Source organism: Spirulina subsalsa CS-330, from assembly GCF_028330765.1.
GTDB classification, from domain to species: Bacteria; Cyanobacteriota; Cyanobacteriia; order Cyanobacteriales; family Spirulinaceae; genus Spirulina; species Spirulina subsalsa_A.
On the sequence record NZ_JAQMTY010000016.1, the window covers coordinates 1 to 22,351 of the forward strand.

At 52.7% G+C, this 22,351-nt stretch carries 15 protein-coding genes; 4 read left to right on the forward strand and 11 right to left on the reverse strand.

Annotated features, from left to right (window positions below; all coding sequences use genetic code 11):
- Positions 1–64: 64 nt before the first annotated feature.
- The 6 genes from PN477_RS00950 to PN477_RS00975 form a co-directional block, all read right to left on the reverse strand.
- Entirely contained in the window at positions 65–424 is a 360-nt protein-coding gene (locus tag PN477_RS00950) for a response regulator (protein ID WP_272146896.1), read from the reverse strand.
- The gene (locus tag PN477_RS00955; RefSeq protein ID WP_272116265.1) at positions 417–2,777 is read right to left on the reverse strand and encodes an ATP-binding protein; all 2,361 of its coding nucleotides are present in this window, start codon (positions 2,775–2,777) and stop codon (positions 417–419) included. The genes PN477_RS00950 and PN477_RS00955 overlap by 8 nt, the downstream gene beginning before the upstream one ends.
- A gap of 54 nt (positions 2,778–2,831) precedes the next feature.
- Positions 2,832–3,647: a phosphate/phosphite/phosphonate ABC transporter substrate-binding protein gene (locus PN477_RS00960; RefSeq protein ID WP_272116263.1), complete on the reverse strand. Its 816-nt coding sequence runs from the start codon at positions 3,645–3,647 to the stop codon at positions 2,832–2,834.
- A 672-nt stretch (positions 3,648–4,319) separates the two neighbouring features.
- Positions 4,320–6,122, reverse strand: a complete 1,803-nt coding sequence (locus tag PN477_RS00965) for a CHAT domain-containing tetratricopeptide repeat protein (RefSeq protein WP_272116260.1) — start codon at positions 6,120–6,122, stop codon at positions 4,320–4,322.
- A 24-nt stretch (positions 6,123–6,146) separates the two neighbouring features.
- The gene (locus PN477_RS00970; RefSeq protein WP_272116258.1) at positions 6,147–7,235 is read right to left on the reverse strand and encodes a DUF1822 family protein; all 1,089 of its coding nucleotides are present in this window, start codon (positions 7,233–7,235) and stop codon (positions 6,147–6,149) included.
- A 39-nt stretch (positions 7,236–7,274) separates the two neighbouring features.
- Positions 7,275–7,910, reverse strand: a complete 636-nt coding sequence (locus tag PN477_RS00975; protein WP_272116256.1) for a hypothetical protein — start codon at positions 7,908–7,910, stop codon at positions 7,275–7,277.
- A 1,146-nt stretch (positions 7,911–9,056) separates the two neighbouring features.
- On the opposite strand from PN477_RS00975, the gene PN477_RS00980 reads away from it, so the two are divergent.
- Positions 9,057–13,397: a hypothetical protein gene (locus PN477_RS00980; protein WP_272116254.1), complete on the forward strand. Its 4,341-nt coding sequence runs from the start codon at positions 9,057–9,059 to the stop codon at positions 13,395–13,397.
- 74 nt (positions 13,398–13,471) lie between these two features.
- Positions 13,472–13,672, forward strand: a complete 201-nt coding sequence (locus PN477_RS00985) for a hypothetical protein (protein WP_417158719.1) — start codon at positions 13,472–13,474, stop codon at positions 13,670–13,672.
- On the opposite strand, the gene PN477_RS00990 is transcribed toward PN477_RS00985, so the two are convergent.
- The 3 genes from PN477_RS00990 to PN477_RS01000 form a co-directional block, all read right to left on the reverse strand.
- On the reverse strand, positions 13,653–14,885 hold the full coding sequence (locus PN477_RS00990; RefSeq protein ID WP_272116248.1) for a glycosyltransferase family 4 protein: 1,233 nt from the start codon (positions 14,883–14,885) through the stop codon (positions 13,653–13,655). The two genes, PN477_RS00985 and PN477_RS00990, sit on opposite strands and share 20 nt — an antisense overlap.
- A gap of 149 nt (positions 14,886–15,034) precedes the next feature.
- Complete coding sequence (locus PN477_RS00995; protein WP_272116246.1) at positions 15,035–15,949, reverse strand: class I SAM-dependent methyltransferase; 915 nt, start codon at positions 15,947–15,949, stop codon at positions 15,035–15,037.
- Between the two features lie 29 nt (positions 15,950–15,978).
- A complete protein-coding gene (locus PN477_RS01000) occupies positions 15,979–17,229 on the reverse strand; it encodes an ABC transporter ATP-binding protein (protein ID WP_272116244.1) in 1,251 nt (416 codons plus the stop codon).
- A gap of 383 nt (positions 17,230–17,612) precedes the next feature.
- On the opposite strand from PN477_RS01000, the gene PN477_RS01005 reads away from it, so the two are divergent.
- Positions 17,613–19,103 (forward strand): methyl-accepting chemotaxis protein, encoded by a 1,491-nt coding sequence (locus tag PN477_RS01005; protein WP_272146898.1) that lies wholly within the window; start codon positions 17,613–17,615, stop codon positions 19,101–19,103.
- Positions 19,104–19,273: 170 nt separating this feature from the next.
- Here the strand turns inward: PN477_RS01005 and PN477_RS01010 are convergent, their stop codons facing one another.
- Positions 19,274–20,272, reverse strand: a complete 999-nt coding sequence (locus PN477_RS01010; RefSeq protein WP_272116240.1) for a S1 RNA-binding domain-containing protein — start codon at positions 20,270–20,272, stop codon at positions 19,274–19,276.
- Positions 20,269–21,021, reverse strand: coding sequence for a dienelactone hydrolase family protein (locus tag PN477_RS01015; RefSeq protein ID WP_272116238.1), 753 nt, complete (start codon positions 21,019–21,021; stop codon positions 20,269–20,271). The genes PN477_RS01010 and PN477_RS01015 overlap by 4 nt, the downstream gene beginning before the upstream one ends.
- Before the next feature lie 90 nt (positions 21,022–21,111).
- Here PN477_RS01015 and PN477_RS01020 point away from each other — a divergent pair, with 90 nt between their 5' ends.
- Entirely contained in the window at positions 21,112–22,104 is a 993-nt protein-coding gene (locus PN477_RS01020) for a GntR family transcriptional regulator (RefSeq protein WP_272116236.1), read from the forward strand.
- The last annotated feature ends 247 nt before the right edge of the window (positions 22,105–22,351 follow it).

Below are 22,351 nucleotides of genomic sequence, written 5' to 3' on the forward strand. Positions count from 1 at the left end.
CAAAAATTCAATTAAAGGACTCGCTGTCGCTCGATTTGTTTGTTGGTGCAAATTCATCTCGCCACTAAAAGGCACGTCCGCCGTTACCTTCGGTAACTCTACTCGGACTCGCTTTATAGTGGGAGTCTTCTTTGCACATTGTTAAGATAAAAATCACCGGCACGGCTTGGCTCTGGGGATTCGCCTTAATCCGCCGACAGGTTTCAAACCCATCTATACCCCCCGGCATCATCACATCGAGCAAAATCAAGTCCGGCAGGTTTCGTTCAAGGCGTTGGAGGGCAATTTCGCCACTTTTGGCAATGGCCACTTGATAGCCGGACTGATCGAGCACATCAAAGAGCACTTGAATATTGGTGGGGGTGTCGTCTACCACTAAAATTGTGGCGGGTGTGGGGGTGTGGAGTTGATCCGGTTCAAGCATGGGGTTCAATCCAATCTAAAATTGCTTCAATTTCAAAGGCATCGGCCCAGGCTAAGATCTGTTGGGCAAAGGGGCCATAGGCGGGGTTTTGCTGTTGGAGTTGTGCTGTAACCTGACGAATTTTCGTGACTAAGCCATCAGCGGCGGCCTCCCGCAGGGGCTGTAATTCGGCGGGGGTGGGTAGGATCAGGGTTGAAGGTTCAGTGGGAGCGATCGCCTCTGTCTCATCGGGACAGTCCGCATAATGCCAGTGCAGATCTAACTGCTGTTGGAGAGCCGTCAACAGGAGCGCAAAATCAATGGGCTTGGCCATAAAGTGATTACACCCAGCCTGCAAACTCGCATCACGATCCGGCAAGGACAAACTCGCCGAGGCCGCAATAATCGGGATGGTGGTGAGGCTGGGATCTTGACGCATACACCGGGTCATGGCTAAACCGTCGAGTTCCGGCATCACCAAATCAGTGATGATCAAGTCCGGCGGTTCTGCCTGGGCTTGGGTTAAACCGGTGCGGCCATTGGTGGCTTCCTGGATAATAAACCCAATGGATTCCAGCATGTCCCGCAAAACGGCTCGATTCGCTGCATCATCATCGACGATCAACACCCTGCGCCGCTCACCGCCATAGCCAATAATTGAGGCCGTTGGGGTAAGCTCCGGCCTCTGGCTCACGGATTCCCCAACGGGCAGATCCAACTCAAACCAAAACGCGCTTCCCTGCCCCACTTGGCTCGCCACCTGTAATTCACTGCCCATTAACTCAACAATCTGCTGACTAATGGCCAGACCCAGCCCCGTGCCTTGGTCGCGGTGGGCGCGACTACCCACTTGTTCAAAGGGGAGAAAAATGGTCTTGAGGGTATCGGGGGGCATCCCTACCCCGGTATCTTCGACGGTAAACTGCAGCCGTTCTGTGGGATTGTCGGATGAACGGTTGGGGGGCTGGGGTTGGTGGGCCACCTGGAGGGTGACTGTCCCCTGATCGGTGAATTTCACGGCGTTACTGAGGAGATTGAGGAGGACTTGGCGCAGGCGTTTTTCGTCGGTTTGCACGACGGGGGGAATGGTTCCGTGGGTGATGTAGCGAAATTGTACGCCCTTGGTTTCGGCTTTGATGCGGCAAATTTCGGTGGTGGCTTGTAAAAATGCGGGCAATGGAACCGGTGTGGGATGGAGTTCGACGCGGCGGGCTTCGATTTTGGCGAGATCCAGAACATCGCTAATCAGGGTGAGTAAATGGGAGCCACATTGCTGGATGACTTGAATGCCTTGGTGTTGTTTGGGGGTGAGGGTACGATCGCGCTCCAAAATTTGGGCATACCCTAAAATTCCGTTTAAAGGGGTGCGCAATTCATGATTCATGTTGGCCAGAAAATCACTCTTGGCCTGGTTCGCCACTTCTGCCGCTGTTTTGGCCTGTTCGAGGGCGATCGCATGGTTCGCCTGCTCCCGCAGCAGGATTTGCACTTTGTGGATTAATTGATTAAACGAATCCGTTAACCGGCCCATTTCATCCTGGCTGAAGTGGGGCAGTTGGCGGTCAAAATTAGCATCTTGGGTGATTTGTTGCGCCATGCGGGTGATGCGCTGCACCGGGAAGGCGATCGCCCGACTGATCACCAACGCCAAGAGCAACGCCAGAGCCACCGAAACCGCGATACTAATACTGATAATCTGTCGTCGCACGTCCCGCGCCTGGCCAAATTGCTGGGTAGCCGCCTCATACTGCCGTTCAGCCGCCGTCACATTCCCCACCAACTGTTCCGCAAGCCGCTCAAATTTCACTTGTAATTGGACAAATGCGCCCTGGGTGGTTTGATCCAAAACCAGTTGCCGCCCTTGACGAATGGCATCGCGATCGCGTCCAATCTGGGTCGGCTGCACGACCTCCCATAGTTGCGTCACCTGTTGATCGTAGGCTTCGATCGTCCCTCGATACTCGCGGGCCAAGGTACGGAGGGCGGAATCATCCAGGGTGCTCCCCGTGTTAGTCTTCGTCATGAAGGTTTGCAACTGTTCGGTCAACTGCCTCACCTCTGCCACATCACCCCGAAACGTCGTGAATTCATACTGCGCCCAGACTGAATTCCCTAAAACCGCGATCAAGCGTTGGGGGTGGGCTTGAACTTCAAGCACCTCTTTTTCCAACTCTTTCAACAGCAACTGTTGCTGACTCGCCACCGTCAAGGCCTCAAGGGCCTGGCGTTCAGCGCGTTCACCCCACAGCAACCCCAAACTCACCCCAACCGTAGCGACCCCAAGGGCCAACACGAGGCCCGATGTGATTTTCTGGGCGATGCCTAAACGCGCTAGGGATTGTTGGCAAACTTTCAGGGGTGAAAACAGTGACATTAAAATCATGCAAAACAGATGGAGGTCGGGGCAGGGTACGGCAGGCTCACCCTGCTAATTGAGAAAGCTCCCTTGGCCGATCGCACTGTAGGCAGCACGGATCGGATCATAGTCTTGGTCTTGCGTGACTTTGAGAGTTGATCCTTCATATTTGCGCTCATGGGTGGCGATCGCTGTCGTTAACGCCGCCTCATTAGCCAGCATTTTAGCTTGGATTGCGGTCACCACATCCGCTGCAAGATGGCTGCCTGCAATAAACACATCACTAGGCAATAATGGCCCGCTTTGCAAAATCACAAACTGCTCCGGTGCATCCTGACTCATATCCTCATAGTCAGTCAATGATCCTCCCCACGCTTCCACCTGCCCCGATCGCAACGCCGCCATACTGCCATCATCACCGAGCATTTCCACGGTTAAATCCTGCTGCGGATCTAAACCCGCTGCCATCAGCATCGCGATCGGCCCCAAGTGACCACTGGTTGATCCCACATCCGACAGGGCCAGCGTTTTGGACTTGAGATCAGCGATCGCCTTAACCTCACTCTCGGCTTTTGTGGCCAACACTGAACGATAATTCGGGCGGGTAATGCCAATCACCGGCACTGCATTGGTTCGCGCCTGGATCACCACATATTCCGATGGCCCCACCAAGGCTAAATCAATTTGACCATCCTTCAACAACACCGCCCCCGCAACCTGATCATCCACCGGCACAAATTCCACCTCTGTCGCCAACGCCTCAGCGAGGGCGGCCCGCAACTCAGAATAATTAGCCTCTAACTCTTCTAAACCCATAATGTCAGTGACGCTAAACCGAATCACCTCCGGCAGCACAACCGAGTCCGGATGAGCGGGATCAGAACTCACAGAATTAGAAACCTGAACACCCGCACAACTGGCGAGAAAAAAAGCAGAGAATCCAATAAATTGCCGTCGTCGAATCATGATCACTGTTGGTATCTGTACTGTTCAACTCTCGATGATTGGGCTTGGATAAAGTACAGGATGTCGCGATCGGACATGAGCGTGAAAATCTGGAGGGCAGACGGGTCACTGCACCAGCAATCTACTCCTATGGATCAATTCAGAATCATTATCCCCAGCCTCAAGGCTTGAAACCCTTCGAACTCACCCTAATTCTCCCCCACATTTTAATCAAAATTATGACGATTGGGTTAACGATGGATTAAGGCGATCGCAGGATCACCGGCAACGGTTGAACCGATTTCAAAAAAGGGTTCCTCACATCTCACGAGGATTAAGATCGTAGAGATAGCAATTCTATTTGATTCATGAACAGGCAAGGGGCTTAAGCCCCTTGTTGATCAGGAGATCAGATCTCCGATTGATTTAGGATCGCTAGAGTACCACCAGAACTTGAAGGAGATAGCAATTCTATTTGATTCATGAACAGGCAAGGGGCTTAAGCCCCTTGTTGATCAGGAGATCAGATCTCCGATTGATTTAGGATCGCTAGAGTACCACCAGAACTTGAAGGACATGGCTATCCTTTCCCCGGTCAAGAGCAACAATGTCTGGTTAACTAGAACGCCGTTGGTAGGCTTTTTTTAAACAGGTGTTTTGTTCATTGGTGTGATAGTGGGAATATTTGATCACTTGTTCCCAGTAGACTCGTGCTTGGGATGGATTCTTTTCAGATTCTAAAATTTGAGCATAGAGGCAGAGGGCATGGGGGTTCGTCAGGGACAATCGTAAGGATTTTTGTGTCCAAAATTTCGCTTCTTGAGGACGACCATCTTCCCACAACGCCCAAGCACGAGTGCTAAAACATTCAGCTTGCACCTGAATTTGAGAGCTATGTAAACACCGCTCGGTCATCACAATGACCTCTTCAACGCGGTGGGTTTGAGTGCGCAGTGAGAGTTGAGCACTCTTAACAATGGCAGCGCCCGATCCCCGGTTCGCCGCATTGCGATAGGCCTTGAAGGCACAGTCCAAATTCTCTTGCTTTTGTTCGCAGAGACGACCCAAGTTGTAGTAGGCTTCTGACGCGAGGGGAGCCAGGGCGATCGCGCCCTGATAAAACCAGCGTGAGGTGACGAGGTGATCCTCTTGGGCCGCCGCATTTCCCCATTGGTTCAACTGCTGGGCCAGCATCTCACCCCAAAAACCATAGACAACCAGCACACTAGCCAGGGCAAGACCCCAGCCATACCGTCGCTGCCCAGGGAGGGGCCGCGTCTGAGTCGTCTTAAGTTCCTGACCGCGTAACTCCGCCCAGGTGGGCGGGATCACCGCCGGATGTTGGCAAATAATCGGTAACCCTGACACGCCCGGTAATTTATCCTCTAGGCTGCGCAACTGCTCACGGGCATAGCGCACCGCCAAATGAAAGGGATACCCCTCTGCAAACGTTCGCAAAAAGCTCTTCAGGAACGTATGGGCAACACAGTCGGGGACGGCTTCCCGCATCACCACAAAGGGGGGCAGGGGAATCTGGGCAGCGGCCAGATCCCGGGCCAGGCCTAGCCCATCACAGGAGTTAAAAATCGCCAGTTGTAGCCCTTGCTGAACTGCATGGTTGAGGGCTTCTTGCAGTTCGGTAATCGTGATTTTATTGTGATGCGCGGTGGGATTAATAAACAGCGTGCCGTGGGTCGCATCGTGATGACTGGAGCTATGGCCAGAAAAGAGCAAAATATCCCAACGCTTGGCCCACAGGGCTTGAATCACCTCCGCTCGGCTCGGTTCATCTAAGGTTGTTAATTGGATGCCCGGTAATTGTTTCAGGACGCGAACATCGTGCATCACATTGATGCCCCGACTGTCACCGAGAATCACGAGCACACGCACTTTCTGCCGTCGTAGGGGTGGCGAAAACAAGACCGGGGCGGAGTAGTTGGGGGGGCTGAGGGCAATCTCGCCGTAGGGGTAGTCCGTTTTGAGTAATTCCCAGGCCTGCCACGGCAAACGCCACAACAATTCTTGATCGCTTTCAATCACAATCCGAAAGGTTTCCGTGGGGCTGATGTGGGTGCGCAGGTGGCGTTCAATGGGGCGAAAGGCTGTGTGGTTGAGCCAGGTGTTGAGGGCCTGGCTCAGTTTGGTGTTGAGGTTTTCAAAGTCGGTGGTGGAAATATGGGTAATTCCCGTGGCTTCGATGCTGATGCCAGGGGTGGAGAGTTGCCGGACGGGATAGCTGGCTAGGGCATCGTAGAGGACGCGCCAGCTTCGATACAGTTGAACGATGTGGGGAGCGGGGGGCAGGGAGGCGGTGCTTTGGGTGAGGAGGGGCCCCGATAGTCCTAGACGAGCTGTGATGGATGGGAAGCCAGTTTCTAGACTTCCCAAGCCAAAATTGAGCACCACCACTCGTGTCATTTCCTTACCTCAACTGTAAATGCTTCAAATCGTGAATGCTTCTACAATGGTAGACTCTCCCAATGTTACCCGGAGTTGAAAGTCTGTGCCGTTCTGGACGCGGAACGGGCGAAGCTGAATGCCTTGATCGTGACTGCGGGTTTTGGTTTGTGATAGTGGAACGTCGCTGCCTTCGTGTAAGGCCAGGGAGATGTCCGGGGGTAAGATGCGATCGCCCCCCACCGGATGCAGTTGAGCGACCACCTGAATCTGCTGCTGGGCTTCTGGGGTGATTGCCACGACGAGGGTAACCCAGGGGGAGTCCTCTGATGGCCCGAGGCGGAGGTGCTTGGCCTTGGCAATCTTGCCGGGGGCGAGGGGATGGGCGGCGGTTTCTCCGGGGGGACTCAAGGCACTCCGGAGCGCCCACGACGGTTCAAACTCAGGGGGGCGGCGGGTCAGGAGGCGATCGCGCCACCGCTGCCACCAGGGGTATTGTTGCTGCATGGCCACCGCCATGGATAGGGTGGCTTGGGCCTGAACCTGGAAATCATGCTGCAAGAGGGCGATCGCATCGTGCCAAACCGGGTCAGCCTCGCCCCGCAACCAAGCCGAGAGTGAGACCGGACTCAACCGATCCAGCAGGATCAAGAAGGTTTCCAGCGACTGCAAACGACTCAAGGGCAAGCGCTCTTGCTTCACCATGGCGCAAAACCCCAATAACGTCGCCTGACGTTGAGCATAGTCAATCCCCACCACAATATACCCAAGCCGGTTCAACACCCCAGACTCATCCCGATCACTCCACACCTCCGGCGGCACCAGACAGTGGGAGGGGCGAGCCGCTGCATCGACAGACCATCGCACCGGCCGACATTCCACCACCCCTTGGCCGACGATTTTCAGATCGGCGACATCCGCCATCAGCCGCATGATTGGGTTCCAACTATCGCTTTGGGTCAGATCCGTGGCAATATCCAGCATCTGCAAATAGTCATGAACCGCCAAGACGGCTAAGGTGTTGAGCTGGGTTTGGGCCGCTTTCAGGCTGTTGGCCTGTTGCGAGGTGAATGATTGGGCGATCGCCCAATGATGAGAGGGAATTGGAAAAATTAGACTGGAAAAATTTCCCATGACAGTGACACTATGACAATGAATAACAGATTAGTCGTTCTACTCTAGATATCCCTCAGATTGAGCAAATTTTCGCAACTGAGGAAAACAATGGCGCTGATAGAAGCTAGCCAGCGTTGAAATGGAACAGTCAAATTCAGCCGCTAGATCCTTCCACGCGGTTTCAGGGGGCAGGCGGCGCAACAATAGACATTGACAGGTGATGTGGGGATATTGCTTGAGCACAATGCTCTTGAGAATTCCCTCTGGATCTGTTTCGATCCAGTGACGAGTATTTTCTAAAATGGGTGGAATATCGTCCTCTGCCACAATCAAGGCCGTTGGATCAGGTGTATTGACCGTGGGGTGATAGCGACTGTTGTTTTCATCGCGATCGCGCTCACGAAAATCCTGTAAGCGCCGCTTGAGATAGGCATTGAGCCAGGTGGTAACAGTGCTAATCCTGGCATCGTACTGCTTGCCCGTCTCCGATTCGCACAGGTTACGACTAAGATAGATCCAGGTTAATTGCAGCGCATCTTCATAGTAGGGTTCATTCCCACGCCACAGTAGATTAGACTCAATGATGGCCTCAATCAACCGCGACAGGATCACACGACGTTCTCGACTGCCTTTCGGATGATGGCACGCCTGACAGCATAAGTCATGGAGAAGACGGCGGGGCTGGGTCGTCATAATTCCTCTACAGCAAGCGCTTGTAACAACAATTCATCGTTTATTTATGATCACTCGTACCGTTTTCACCCCACAGCCCGCAAACATTGCCGTAGGGAAAGAAATTGATGGGATTGTAGAGCCAAAACCGTTGCCTTGACCGTCTTGAAAAACTTCACAATAGATCTAAAAACCTGTCTCCGTCCCATCTGTGACGGGCAGCGTTGGCCCACGATAGGAAGCCATGGGGTCAGAGTCGATCGCAACAAGCCATAGTTTTATTATGACTGAAAATGAGGAAAGACTTGCTCTCAAAAATGCTTGTGAGGTAAAGCAACGCCCCTTGATCAATTTTGCCTCTTGGCGTTTACCCTCCGAACTGCCTCCCATGCTAAGTCATGGGAGACATGATCATTAAGCGTATTGGCTGACGATTAGGCGTAATATTAGCGCAGATTGTCCAATTTCCGTAGATCGGAATTTACCCAAGTCATAGGTCTCAAGCCCCGCTCCTTCGGCAAGATCAGCCCTAATGCCATGACACAGCTAAAATGAGGCGGCTTTACAGCTTGTTCACTTATTACCCTCACCCCAAACCCCTCTCCCACGGGACTACGATCCATAACGTGCAAACGTTGACCTAGTCAAGAGTCAAGACTTAATATTCGGATTCTATTGAATGTTCAATGCTCAACGTGACGGTGCGTTACGCTTCGCTAACAGCACCCTACAAACATCCTGATTCTTGGCATTGACGCTGCACTATAGCGATCCTAAATCAATCGGAGATCTTATCTCCTGATCAACAAGGGGCTTAAGCCCCTTGCCTGTGCATGAATCAAATAGGATTGCTATGGCTTGTTTTTGATCTCCCTGATCAGGGCAGCGAGCGAGATGCTCGCACGACAGAAGATGAGTTTGCTGAACCCCAAGCCGCCAAGATTCTTGGCTCAGAGCGAAAGTGGGCTGATGCCCACGGTGGAACCCGTGTGAACGGGTTTTCGCTCTGAGGCGGGGATTTCAATCCCCGACGGGGAGAAATCGCTGCTGTCGTCGGTATAACGGGAGTCCTCTGGCAACACTTAAGATAGAGTGTTGCGGGCCAAACTTCTGACCCGCTCTTTCCCGTTTAAACTATTCCTTCTATCTGTACCAGGACAATTGCTGATGTATTGTTATCGCTCTTCCGCCTTCAATGCCCAAGTTCACGAAAAAGCTGGCCTCGCCGAACATGTGGATCGCCTCTGTCGTGAATTGGAAACCATGCCCCTTGAGCAGGTACTATCGCGGTTTGAGCGTGTTTATCCCTACCTAAAACGCAAGGAAAGCAACCTACGACTCATTGCCCGCATACGACGAATTGGCAATGAACCAATATTGTGCTGGTTGCGCGTGTTCAGGCGGGGCGATCGCGACTATGAGGAATTTTTGCGCGATCGCCAAGATTGGGCCAACAATAGTTTAGATACCCAGATCCCCGATGGTCTCCTGTGGGACTGGTTAAATGAACAAAAAAACAACAGCGAAAACCAGCCCCAACCCACCTCCCCCCCCTTAAGCGAATCCCTCCGCCGCTGGCTCGATCGCCCCAGTCTCCGCATGGACTTCAACGGAGTCGTCATCTACGAAAGCGAAGCCTGGCTGGCCCGCTTTGCCGAACCCCACTGCCGTAGCGAATGGCGCACCTTTAACCGGATCATCACCGAACTCGCGGATGCTGAGGGCGATCGCGGCGAACCCACCCCCTGGGACGGCATCCGGCTCTATTGTGAACCCGAACACGCCATCCTCTACAGCCGCATCACCACCGCCGATCACCCCACCCGTCAGGTGCTCTTTTTAATTGCCCCCTTTCGCGATCGCCCCGACCCCGACACCCTCCAAACCATCCTCGATCCCCTCTGGAAAATTAGCCACCATCACCACAACGGCGAACAAAACCGCTACCTCTTCAGTTCCCAAACCCCCACCACCCTCGACGAACTCACCACCATCGCCCGCCGCGCCTATCCCGACTACCTCCTCGCCGACGAAACCAACTGGCTCGAAATCGAAACCGACGAACGCGCCAACCTTGCCCTCTCCGCCGAAGAAGAAGCGATCTTACACAACGTTTCGACTCAAAAACCCTCCCTGCCCCTCTTTCTCAACGGTCAGGCAGGTAGTGGAAAATCCACAATGCTGTTTCACCTCTTTGCTGACTATTGCCACCGCCATTTGCGCTACTGCACCGAAGAAGGTCGCCCCTGCCTCAGTTTTCCTCGCCCCCTCTTCCTCGCCTATAACGATCGCCTCCTCAAAGTCGCGAAAGAACGGGTGATTCCCCTCCTCGCATCGCACCATCGCTTTTTAGAACGGCGGGGCCAATCCGAAGCCTTGCCGGATATTAGTCCGTTTTTTCAATCCTTTCGTACCTTTTTGCGCAACCGTTTACCCCTAGCGGAACGGAATCGGTTTAATGATGCGAATTATGTTTCATTTCACTACTTTCGCCAGCAGTATCTCAAAACCCGGCGGCGGGTCTATTCGCCAGAAGTCTGTTGGCAGGTGATTCGGACATTTATTAAGGGGTATCACTTGGATGAACGGGATACCTATTTAGAAGTCGATGATTATCGCGAAATTCCCCGCAAAGAGCGCACGGTATCGGTCGAGGATTTCGATGCAATCTATGAAACGGTGTGGAAATGGTACGATCGCACCCTCAAAGACGAAGGCAAATGGGATGATCAAGACCTGATTCGGCGCGTGTTGCAATTGAAATGTTACCGGGGTGAATTTACGGCGATTTTCTGCGATGAAGCCCAGGATTTTACCCATTTAGAATTGCAATTGATTATGCGTTTATCGGTATTTTCGCAATATGATTTAGAGCATCAACATGTGGAAAGTTTGCCCTTTGCCTTTGCGGGTGATCCGTTGCAGACTTTGAATCCGACGGGGTTCCGCTGGTCCAGTTTAAAGGCGGCCTTTTATAACGAAGTGATCACCACTCTGTCACCGACGGGGATGTTGGATCTAGAGATGAATTTTGAGGAATTGGAGTCGAATTATCGATCTGCTGCGCCGATTGTGCGGGTGAATAATCTGATTCAACTGTGGCGTAGTGTGTTGTTTGATCTGCCAGAAATTCAACCCCAGCAGGCCCGCAAGGGGGGGGATCAATTGCCCCAAAAATGGATCGTCGGTCGAGAAGTGACGGATGAAACGGTGCAGCATCAATTCCAGGATACGATCGTGATTGTGCCCTGTGATCAAGGGGGGGAGGCGGATTTTGTGCGGCGTGATCCGGTGTTGCGGGTGTTGCAGACGGGCCGGAAACGGGGTGCGCCGTGGAATGTGTTGAGCGCGATCGCGGCGAAGGGGTTGGAGTTTAAACAGGTGGTGCTCTACAAGTTTGGCGAGGCTTGCCCCACGGGGGCGTGGAATCCCCACAGTGAACATTCTGAAGAGGCGCGGTATTTTTTCAATAAGCTCTATGTGGCGGCGAGTCGGGCGACGGAACGGCTGGTGATTGTGGATAGTCCGGAGGGCGATCGCCAATTGTGGCGGCATGGGAGCGATGTGGCGGAGTTGGATCGTTTCCTCGCTGCTCACCCTAAGCACCGCCAACAGTGGGAAAGCCATATTCAACTGATCAGCACCGGGGACGGCACGGCGACGATTAGCGCCGATGATCTACCAGCGATCGCCCAAACCCTGTTTGATGAAGGCCTCCACACGGAAAATGCTGATCTGATGTACCGCGCCCAGGAAGCCTATGAGCGCTTAGGCGATACGGTGCAGGCGGCTCGCTGTGAGGCGTGGAGCCATAAATTTGCTGAACAGTATGAAGCGGCGGGCAAACAGTTTGTGGCCCAGGGGGATGATGTGGAAGCCTGGAATTGTTTTTGGCAGGGGGAATGCTGGATGCAGCTAAAAGCGTGGTATCACCATTGCGATTGGGGCGAGATCCGCGACCATGATTTCACGGTGCAACCGACGGAGGTGCGCCCTTTGGTGCAGTTTATGGCGACGGTGGAGCCGACGGTGGCCACGGTGGATCAATTCACCGCCTTTTTAGCGACGTTGATCGCCTCCCAACGCCTGGAAGACTATCGGTTTATGGGGCCGTGGAAAGCGGTGATCGATCGCTATCGGGAGGCGATCGCGTCCCATTGTGCCCAGGCCACCGCGACGATGCTTGCTGAACAGTGGCAAGCCTGGGGGGAGGTGCTGCGCAATTTAGCGGGGGCGGAATATGAAGGGATGGATACGCTGGCGGGGGAGTGTTTTTATTACGCGGCTCGGTATGAAGATGCGATCGCCACCTGGAACCACTGTGGTCAGCAGGACACCCCCGCCTATCACCTCGCCCAGGCCCAAGTGCGGGGACTGCCGGCGGGCCTCGTGGAACTCGTGCAAGCGGGACAACATGACGAAGCCCTCAACGCCTGGGGGGCGGCCAATTGTCCCAATACCGAAAACTGGCTACCGGGGATTATCCTGGCGTTGCTTGCTCAATCCCGTTGGCTCGAAGCCCTCGACTATGCCCAACAGCTTGAGGATGGGGAGTTGATCCCCCAGGTGATCACCGCCGCCCAAGACCAAGGGGAAGGCGAAACGGTGCTGCTGATCCTGTTCCAAAACGCCACCCAGGCCGAGCAGTGGGAAGCGGCGATCGCCCATCTCGAAGCCTACCCCGCTCTGCTCCATACCCCCAACGCCCAACGCCTCGGCATCACGGCCCATCTCGTCCAAGCTCTCGCCCATGCCAACCTCGAACCCAGTGACCTGCATCGGGATCTGCGCCGCCGCTATGAGCAATTTTTAAAAGATCATGTCCTCCTCTCGCCGGATTGGGGACAACCCCCGGCGGACAGTGACGCGATCGCCCTCTCGATGCCGGAAGTGGGGATTGCCCTTGAACGGGTGGGCGCGATCGCCGAAAGCCTCAGCTTTTACGACCAATTCACCCAAGACCCCAACATTCTGCTGCGAGACTTTGCCCGCGATCGCTGGCTCGTCGTCAAGAAAAAACAAGACCAAAGCCTCACCCGTCAAGGCAACGTCCGCCGCGCCCTCAAAGCCCGCAACGACCTCCAGAAAAAAGCCACCCAATGGCAATGTGATGCCGAAGCCCTCGACCTCACAATCCCCCCACCCCTGAGCATCAGCGTCACCGCTGACACCACCCCCGAACACCTGATCAGCGGCCTCCCCCCCGATGTGGAAGTCAGCCCCCAACCCCCCGACGGCCTCAGCCTCCAACTGAAGCACCTCCACATCCAAGCTATCCCCCGCTTTGCCCAGGTGCAAATCCGCGACCAACTCAGCCAACAGACCCTCCGCATCGATGGCCAAGCCCAACAGATCAGCCTCAACCAAGCGGTCATCAGCGGCGAATTACCCCTGCGGTTTCAGCATCCCAGTTGTGGCTATCAGGGCGTATTGCATCCCTCCCATTTAGAACTGACGATCGCCCCCTACCCTGACCCCATCTACATCCATTGGCCCACAACCCCCTAGGATCTCGCCTGACGATTTCTAGAGCCAGCGTGTACAATATTCAGCGTTGTAATGGTGCGATCGCAAATATCACAATGGAACCCAAAATCAACTGTGCTGTAGCCTGCGTTAATGGGTGTGTTTTGGGGGATCAATGCCCCCACCGCGCCTATGTCCAAGAGGCCACCAAATTCATGGCCGAAACCTCCCTTGACGACCTGCTCAACATCGCCGAAGCCGCCCGGATCAAAAAACTCAGCGAACCCACCCAATGGGTCATCCCCGACGAGATTTAAGGGATTGAAAGCGATCGATCGCGTGGTGATACCGCTCAAGATAGCGTTGGGCCTGGTGATGGGGTTGGAAGTGCTGCTCGGCAAATTCGCGGCATGATTGTCGATACAGGTGCAGATCTTGCCCGAGCAAGGTTGTGATGCCCCGTCGAAATTCCGCCACCTGTTCCGGGGGGGCTAAATACCCCGTTTTTCCCGGCTGCACTAACTCCGGCACTCCCCCCACCGCAAAGGACACCACCGGCGTACCACAGGCCAAACTTTCCTGAATTGACAGGGGATAATTATCCGCACGGGTGGGCAGCAGATAGAGATCCGCTGCACTGTAGGCGATCGCTTTTAACCGCGCATTTTGCACATAGCCTAAATGCACCATCGGTAGGTTTAGATCTTGGTTAAGATGCTCTCCCCCCCGGCCAAAGGTAAGTAAAACCAGATGAGAACGGGTCGCTGCATCTAACTGTTGCAGAGCTGCTACGAGTAGATCGCCCCCCTTGCGCCGATTCCCCAAATTCTCCACGGCAAACAGTAACACCGATGCCGTTTTCGGAATCCCCAAAAGCTCACGGCAATGCTCAGAATTGAGGGGTTGATACTGTACCAAATCCACACTATTGGGAATCACAGTCACTGGACAGGGAGCCAAAATACTCTGCTGCACTTGATCCGCAAGCCACTGACTCGGCGTGATGATTTCCAGGGGCGATCGCTGATAAACCCAGCGTTTTAATTGCCATTCCCACCCACTACTATCAAACTCAATCTCCGGATATTCCTGGGGATAGGGACACGATCCACAGCCAATTTTCCAGCGATCGCAATCATAACTATAGGCACAATGTCCCGTTAAACCCCACATATCATGGAGCGTCCAAACCGTCGGTTTTTGCTGCGTTAATCCTGGCAATGCCAAGTAATTAAAATACCCCGTATGCAAATTATGTAAATTCAACACATCAGCCGTTTGATAGCACTCTTGCTGATGGAGTTTGAAACTACTAATCAAGTTGACATAATTTAAGCTCACCCGCCGATTCAACCGCGATAATTGATTCTCAATCCAAACCCACCGCTGCACCGGGGTGATGTGAGGATGACCACTGTGAACAGCCCCCACCCACAAGTGAGAATTCACCTGAGCAGCACGGAGCACCTGATGCAGTTGATAGGCAGCGATCGCCGCCCCCCCTGAAATATCCGACTGATTCAAATGCACAACTCTCAAATTAAAGCCCTCATAAGCTGCTATCGGTTTCAATTTGCGGACTGAATCCCTTGATCACAAGAGCATCAAATGTCAAAATATCTAGTTTAGAGAGTGATCATCTGATAGCGTAAATCCATTGAGTTAGAACTAACTTTTCTTTATTCATGCTGCCTAGATTTCCAGAGCTTTTGATACATTGCACCTGGATCATACAACAGCAACTGTAATCGTGATTTCCATGGTTGAAGGTAGCGAATTCGCCAAAGCCGCAGGCGGTGAATATTTTGATATTTTCGTTCTAAGGCACGCAGTGCTGACCAATTAAACTCAATATCTAATTTTTTTTGATAAATTTTTGCATGGCTTCCCACACATTCACCACAATCGAATAATCCCATTTTTTCGGTAAATCTTGAAAGACTATGGTGAAGATAAAATGTTGAAGGAATATGACATTGAATCACAGGATGAAAACAGGCTGCTAGGATTAAATAGCCGCCTTTTTTGACTAAACTAATCATCTGGCTTAAGAGCGCGATCGGATCATCCGTATGCTCCAACACATCTAGACTCACTAAGCAATCATATTGATCGTGGTCTGAATACTGATTAATAAATTGAACCGTGGGATAAGCTTGAATCATCTTTACAAAATAAGGATGGGGATACGGTTCATAGATATCTACATAACGATGTGGACTCAATTGATGAATTTTTTGAGCCATTACACCACTTCCTCCACCAAAGTCAATTACTTTTTTAAGATGCTCCTGGGCGGTTATCCATTGTGCAATCGCTTCACGATGCTGGACAGATAGCGGATCGCGATCGCTCAATAAACCATTCAATAGCCAAACTGGATGTTGATAAAACGCTTGTAATTTTTCTGACTCTAATTTTTGGTTATCACACCCCAAATTATGCCAAACCTTATCCATCAATGACCAAATTTCTGGCAACTCCAAGGTCGGTGACTGGATACCTTTGAACATACGTTGAATCTCGTCATATTCATCAGAAGATAATGTGCTTAATAATAATGAATTTTCTAAGATTTGGTCAATAGTCAACATAATAAAACTGCACTACAGGATCGATTGAGTTAGCATGACAAAGAAACTTGAACAAAATCCCATTGACAGTCTGCAAAAACACAGCCATAGTTAACGTCGCCATACTTTGCAAACTCAGATCCCAAATCAGTGATATTGAATTCACAGATATTTGTTACTGCATCTAAACAAATAACATTGGGAACATGAATAAAAGCTGAGAAATAGTAAAAACCAGGGGTAAGAAAATGACTTGGGATTTCGATCTTAGCAATGAGGCATACTTCACTTAATTTGATATTTGCACATGGATATTCATGAGTAAATACTTTACGACCTTGCATGTCGTAAACTGTTACGCTAAAAACAGCATCCGTGTGCCATTCTTCGGTATTAACATAGAGAGAAAGAATGATTGATTCATCATGAGAAAATTGATTTTTGGTTTGGCCTTTTCTATCAGATGTTGAGGCTTTTTGGATTCCAAATCTTTTTTTTAACTGCTGTTTTTGTTCAAATTGATTGGATTTCCTTTGAATTTCCTCTAAATATTTTTCAATAATTTTACGAGGTTCTCCTTCTTGTTTTAATTGACCATTTTCCAAGAAAAAAGCATAGTTGCAAAGTTGACTCACTAGTCCCATTTGATGACTGACGAAGAGGACGGTTTTTCCTTCTTTGCCGACTTCTTCCATTCGTCCTAAACATTTTTTTTGGAAACTCAAATCTCCGACGGCGAGGACTTCGTCGATGATGAGGATTTCGGTTTCGAGGTGGGCGGCGACGGCGAAGGCGAGGCGGACGTACATGCCGGAGGAGTAGCGTTTGACGGGGGTGTCGAGGAAGCGTTCGACTTCGGCGAAGGCGACGATCTCGTCAAATTTTTTGAGGATTTCTTGGCGTTCCATGCCGAGGATGGAGCCGTTGAGAAAGATGTTTTCGCGGCCGGTGAGTTCGGGGTGAAAGCCGGTGCCGACTTCAAGGAGGCTGGCGACGCGACCCCGGAGGTGGATGCGGCCGGTGGTGGGTTCGGTGATGCGGCTGAGGAGTTTGAGGAGGGTGGATTTGCCGGCTCCGTTGCGGCCGATGATGCCGACGCGATCGCCTTGCTGAATCGTGAAGGAAATGTTACTTAGGGCCCAAAATTCTTCTTGGGTGGGGGCGGCTGGATGGTGCGATCGCCCTCGTTTTAGGTTTCGTAGGCCGTCGGTGAGGGCATGACGGAGGGTTTGATGTTGACGTTGGTGACGAATGGTGTATTTTTTGCCAAGGTTGTCAACGCGAATCGCCCAATCGGTCATAGGACTACTGAGGTTGAAAGGGTATTTAAGTCTATACCATACACTACGGGCTTCAGGGTGAGGCGGCGTGTTGTGGTGCGGATGGATGTTAGCGCGAATGGAGCGGGGCGGGGGTGGGGTAAGGTTCCACTATACTCTGTGCGCTAAAAATTGAATGAAGGTGAGCCGTTTGTGGCGCAGTGTAAATAGTCATTGAATTCTTAAGATTTTAGTGTCCTGATACGAAAAAAAATGTGATGTTTAGACTGAAGGAAGGCGCGAGTCTGTAAGAATAGATGTTTTCTGAATCTCAATGATTTTATAAATAATTCACTATTGTGTAGTCGAAAGTAATAGCTATGATTATGAAAGTTCTTGCCTCACGTTCCTTTTCGAGCTTCAAATTGAATATTGGAACCCGTTTGGGGTTGAGTTACGGTTTGATTACCTGTGTTTTGGTGGGGCTAAGTGGATATACGGTTCAGAGTATGAATCGGTTGTCGCTGTTGACGAATCAATTGTACGATCATCCGTTTACGGTGAGCACAACGGTTTTGAAGTTGGAGTCTACTATTGTTAAGATGCACCGTTCGATGAAGGATGTGGCGCTGGCGAATTCCGAGGCGGAGATTGATGCGGCAGCGGATCAGGTGGATCAATTGGAGGTGGAGGTTTTGGATGAGTTTACGATCCTTTTCGATCGCTTCTTGGGGGATGCCAGTGAGATTGAGGCTCTCCAGCGCAATTTTGTGGGGTGGAAACCCATTCGCGATCGCGTCATTCAACTCCGGAAGGCGGGTCAGATAGCAGAAGCGGCAGCGATTACGAAGGGGGAAGGGGCGATCTATGTGAATGAACTCTTGGATGATACGCAGGCGTTTACTGATTTTGCAAACAATAAAGCGCAAGAGTTTGTGGAAGATGCAGAACGGCAGCGGCTGCAAAGTTTGCGCTGGACTGTGGGGCTGGTGTTGATGGTGGTGGTGGTGGCGGCTACTTTGGCGGTGGTGACGACTCGTTCAATTACACGATCGCTCCGGGAGGCGATCGCCCTCAATGATCGGTTAGCGTCGGGTGATCTCAATGTCAGTATTGGCACGAATCGCCAAGACGAGATTGGTCAATTGTTGACATCGATGGATCGGATGGTGCGTCAATTGCAGGGCATTGTGTCGCGGGTGAAGCGGTCATCGGAGGCAGTATTTGCACGGAGTCAAGGGATGAGTGCCAGTGCGACCCAGATGTCATCGGGGGCAGCGGAACAGGCGGCAGCGACCCAGCAAGCATCCAAGTCTATTGAACATATGATTGAAACGATCCAAGCGAATACGAACCACGCGGAGGAGACGCAGGCGATCGCCAGTCAAGCGGCGACGGATGCGGAGACGACGCGCCACGCCATCTTAGCGGTGATTGAGGTGATGCACACGATTATCCAAAAGATTTCGGTGGTGGAGGAGATTGCGTTGCAGACGAATATGTTGGCGTTAAATGCCAGTATTGAGGCGGCGCGATCGCAGGATGGCACGAATGGCTTTAAGGTGGTGGCGCTAGAGATTCGCAAGTTGGCAGAACGAACGCGCAATGCGGCGGCGGATATTAATCAACTGGCGGGATCGAGTGTGAGCAGTGTCAGCCAAGCGGAAACCATGCTCAATCAGTTGATGCCGAGTATTCAAAACACGGCTACTTTTGTGCAAAAAATCAGCAATGGAAGTCGTGAACAGTTACAGGGATCGACGCAGATTAACCAGGCCATCGGTCAATTGGATTTAGTGACCCAACAAAATTCAGAGGTGGCGAGTCTGTTGTTTAGCACGGCTCAGGATTTGGCGGAGCAGGCGACGGAATTACAGGCGGCGATCGCATTTTTCCAAATCCAATCGGCCCGATGAAGAGGGTGCGATCGTCTACCTGCTGGCATCGCGACACATCAGAGGCGGCTTGAAAAGTCAAAATCAGATCCAAATGAACCTCACTCAATGGAAACAAGGGGCTTAAAGCCCCTTGCCTCTAAGCAGCAACACCAGACCTAGCGCGATCGCTCAAACCATCCCCAGCGGCTCTATTCCTCCTCTGCTACAGCGGGGTCAGACGTTGCAGCTTCCGGTTCAGGTGTAGCGGGTTCTGGGGTTGCCGCAGGAGCAGGCGGGGTGTCCTCTTGCTGTTGCGCGGCTTGGAGTCGTTCTTCTGCGTCGGCCATCACTGCGTCAAACTTTTCGAGCAATTCCCCTGGATACCGTTCGAGCACCTTGGTGGCAAAGGAGAGCCGATTTTTTTGCTCATCCACATCGAGCACCACGACCTTGATCGCCTGACCGATGCTGAGGACGGTGCTGGGGGCTTGGACGGTGTTGCGGCTAATTTGTTTAACATGCAGCAAGCCCGTTAATCCCCCGACATCCACAAATGCGCCGTAGGGTTGGAGATTGACCACGGTTCCCTCTAGCAATGCGCCGATTTCGATGGTCTTCATGGCGCTGGTGCGGGCGGCGTTGCGTTGGGAGAGGACGAGTTTGCGGCGTTCTTGGGAGACTTCAAGACAGGTGACGGTGAGGGTTTGGCCGGTAAGAACATCGGCTTTGCCGTCGTTGAGCAGTTGTTTTTCGGATTCGAGGAGGTGCGATCGCGGAATAAACGCCCGCAACCCATACACCTGTCCCATCAACCCACCGCGATTACTCCCCGTCACTTGCATTTCAAGGGTTTTCCCCTCATCCTGAAGCGCTTCTAAATCCTGCCAGAGTTGCTGAATCGCCAACTGTCGCCGCGACAGAATCACCTGGCCATCGGCATCCTGGTCACGAATGATCAAAAATTCCAGGGCTTCATCTTGGGGCAGCGCCGCTTCGAGATTGGACACCCGCGTCACCGCGATTTCATCAATGGGAATAAACCCCGCCGCTTTGCCGCCAATATCCACAAAAGCGCCGTCGGATGTGTATTCAAATACTTTCCCCGTGACAACACTCCCCCGTTCAAAATTAAAGGTGTAGCTCTCTTTTTCGAGGGCTTGGGCGAAGTCATCCATGGAAAAGGACGGTTGAGATGAGGGAGAGGTCATGACAGTAGCGATAACTGAGATTTAAATAACTCTAATACGTTTTGCCAGGCGGCGTTGGCTGCTTCTTCATTGTAGTCGCCTCGTTGATCACAGACAAAGCCATGACCCGCGCCATCATACCGGAATACTTGATGGTCGATTTGATGGGTTTTGAGGGCGGCGGCGATTTGGTCGATGTGTTCATGGGGAATGAGGGGATCATCGTTGCCAAAGAAGGCGTAGAGCCTGCCGCCGATGTCGGGGGTGCGGCTCAGGGTGGGGTCGCCGCCGCCGGGGGTGAAGGTGGGAATGCCTGCGCCGTAAAATGAGGCGGTGGCTTTGACATCGGGTAAGGTAGCGACGAGATAGGCCACATGACCCCCAAAGCAAAAGCCGATCGCACCCACACCATTGGGGCTGACGTTAGGCAATTGGTAGAGGTAGCGGATCGCGCTCTCGATGTCGCTGCGGAGTTCGTCGGCGCGGGTTTGGTCTTTGTAGTGGCGGCCTTGGGTCACGTCGTCGGGGCTGTAGCCGGTTGCGTAGCCGGGGGCGGTGCGTTGATAGAGGGCGGGGGCGATCGCCACATAGCCCTCGGCGGCTAAACGCTCGGCAATGCTGCGAATATGAGCGTTGACCCCAAAAATCTCTTGAATGACAATAACGCCCGGATAGGGGCCGCCCGTGGTGGGTTGGGCGACATAGGCATCAATGGCAAGAGCACCGTTCATCACCTGGACAGCCTCAGTTTTGACAGCAAGGGCAGACATGGGGCGTGGATTCTCCGAAAATTTCTCTGTACAGCCTACACTAGAACATAGAGAAACCTGGCGTTCTACTGGTTATTTTTCCACAGTCCTATGGCTAATACGGTGCAGTTTCACATTCAGACGGATAGCGATATTCCGGCTTCGCGGCAATTGTTCGACCAAATTCAGTTTGCGATCGCCTCCCGCCAATATCCCCCCGGCCATCGCCTCCCCAGTACCCGCCAACTCGCCCAAATCACCGGCCTGCACCGCAACACCGTCAGCAAAGTCTACCGCCAACTCGAAGATACGGGCCTCGTGGAATCCCAAGCCGGATCGGGGATTTACGTCAAACCCCAAGGTCACGAAGGCGGGACAAGTTTGCGATCGCCCATCCTCGAAAAATACCCCGATGCCTACAAACTGATCCAAAAAAGCCTCGACGACCTCCTCACCCAAGGCTGCACCCTCTCCCAAGCCCGCGAACTCTTCCTCTCCGAAATCGATTGGCGGCTCCGCTGTAGTGCCCGCGTCCTCGTCACCGTCCCCGCCCGCGACCTCGGCGCAGGCGAGTTAATGGTGCAAGAACTCGAAGCCTCCCTGCAAATGCCCGTCCAACTCGTCCCCCTCGAAGAACTCCCCACCATCCTCACTCAAACCCATTCCGGCACTGTCGTCACCAGCCGCTACTTCATCAAAGAAGCCGAAGACATCGCCGCCCCCCGCTCCGTGCGCGTCATCCCCGTCGATATCTGCGACTACACCAAAGAACTCACCCTGATGAAAACCCTGCCCAAAAACACCACCCTGGGCCTCGTCAGCCTCAGCACCGGCATCCTCAACATCGCCGAAACCCTCGCCCACAGCCTCCGAGGGGATGATATCCTCGTCATTTCCGCCCAAGTGGAAGACACCTACAAACTCAACGCCCTGATCCGCAGTTCCCAAACCATCCTGTCCGACAAAGCCAGCTACGAAATCGTCAAACAAGCCATCCTCAAGCTCCGCGACGAACTGATCCGCCATCCCGAACTCGTCCGGAGTGAAAACTATATCGGCGAAAAATCGATCAACCTCCTCAAACGCGAATTAGGCATCGGGTAGGAGTTAATCCTGACCCCAACCCCTGGTTGACTGACTTGATCGCCCTCACCCCCAACCTCCCAGAGGGCGAGGGGAGCCGCTCCATTTTTCCGGTTCCCTCTCCCCTAGGGCTACTGCTTATACACAAACTGCTCTTAACGATGTTCACCTTCTCTCGATCCCCCCTAGCCCCCCTTAAAAAGGGGGGAACGCAAAAAAGTCCCCCTTTTTAAGGGGGATTTAGGGGGATCAAACGCAGACGAGGCCA

What these genes read in the sequence shown, in the direction of transcription:
- PN477_RS00965 (WP_272116260.1), bottom strand. Translation starts at nt 6,122, where the DNA reads ATGACACGAGTGGTGGTGCTCAATTTTGGCTTGGGAAGTCTAGAAACT.
- PN477_RS01020 (WP_272116236.1), top strand. Translation starts at nt 21,112, where the DNA reads ATGGCTAATACGGTGCAGTTTCACATTCAGACGGATAGCGATATTCCG.
- PN477_RS00955 (WP_272116265.1), bottom strand. Translation starts at nt 2,777, where the DNA reads ATGTCACTGTTTTCACCCCTGAAAGTTTGCCAACAATCCCTAGCGCGT.
- PN477_RS00985 (WP_417158719.1), top strand. Translation starts at nt 13,472, where the DNA reads ATGGAACCCAAAATCAACTGTGCTGTAGCCTGCGTTAATGGGTGTGTT.
- PN477_RS00975 (WP_272116256.1), bottom strand. Translation starts at nt 7,910, where the DNA reads ATGACGACCCAGCCCCGCCGTCTTCTCCATGACTTATGCTGTCAGGCG.
- PN477_RS00980 (WP_272116254.1), top strand. Translation starts at nt 9,057, where the DNA reads ATGTATTGTTATCGCTCTTCCGCCTTCAATGCCCAAGTTCACGAAAAA.
- PN477_RS00950 (WP_272146896.1), bottom strand. Translation starts at nt 424, where the DNA reads ATGCTTGAACCGGATCAACTCCACACCCCCACACCCGCCACAATTTTA.
- PN477_RS01000 (WP_272116244.1), bottom strand. Translation starts at nt 17,229, where the DNA reads ATGACCGATTGGGCGATTCGCGTTGACAACCTTGGCAAAAAATACACC.
- PN477_RS00970 (WP_272116258.1), bottom strand. Translation starts at nt 7,235, where the DNA reads ATGGGAAATTTTTCCAGTCTAATTTTTCCAATTCCCTCTCATCATTGG.
- PN477_RS00995 (WP_272116246.1), bottom strand. Translation starts at nt 15,949, where the DNA reads ATGTTGACTATTGACCAAATCTTAGAAAATTCATTATTATTAAGCACA.
- PN477_RS01010 (WP_272116240.1), bottom strand. Translation starts at nt 20,272, where the DNA reads ATGACCTCTCCCTCATCTCAACCGTCCTTTTCCATGGATGACTTCGCC.
- PN477_RS01015 (WP_272116238.1), bottom strand. Translation starts at nt 21,021, where the DNA reads ATGTCTGCCCTTGCTGTCAAAACTGAGGCTGTCCAGGTGATGAACGGT.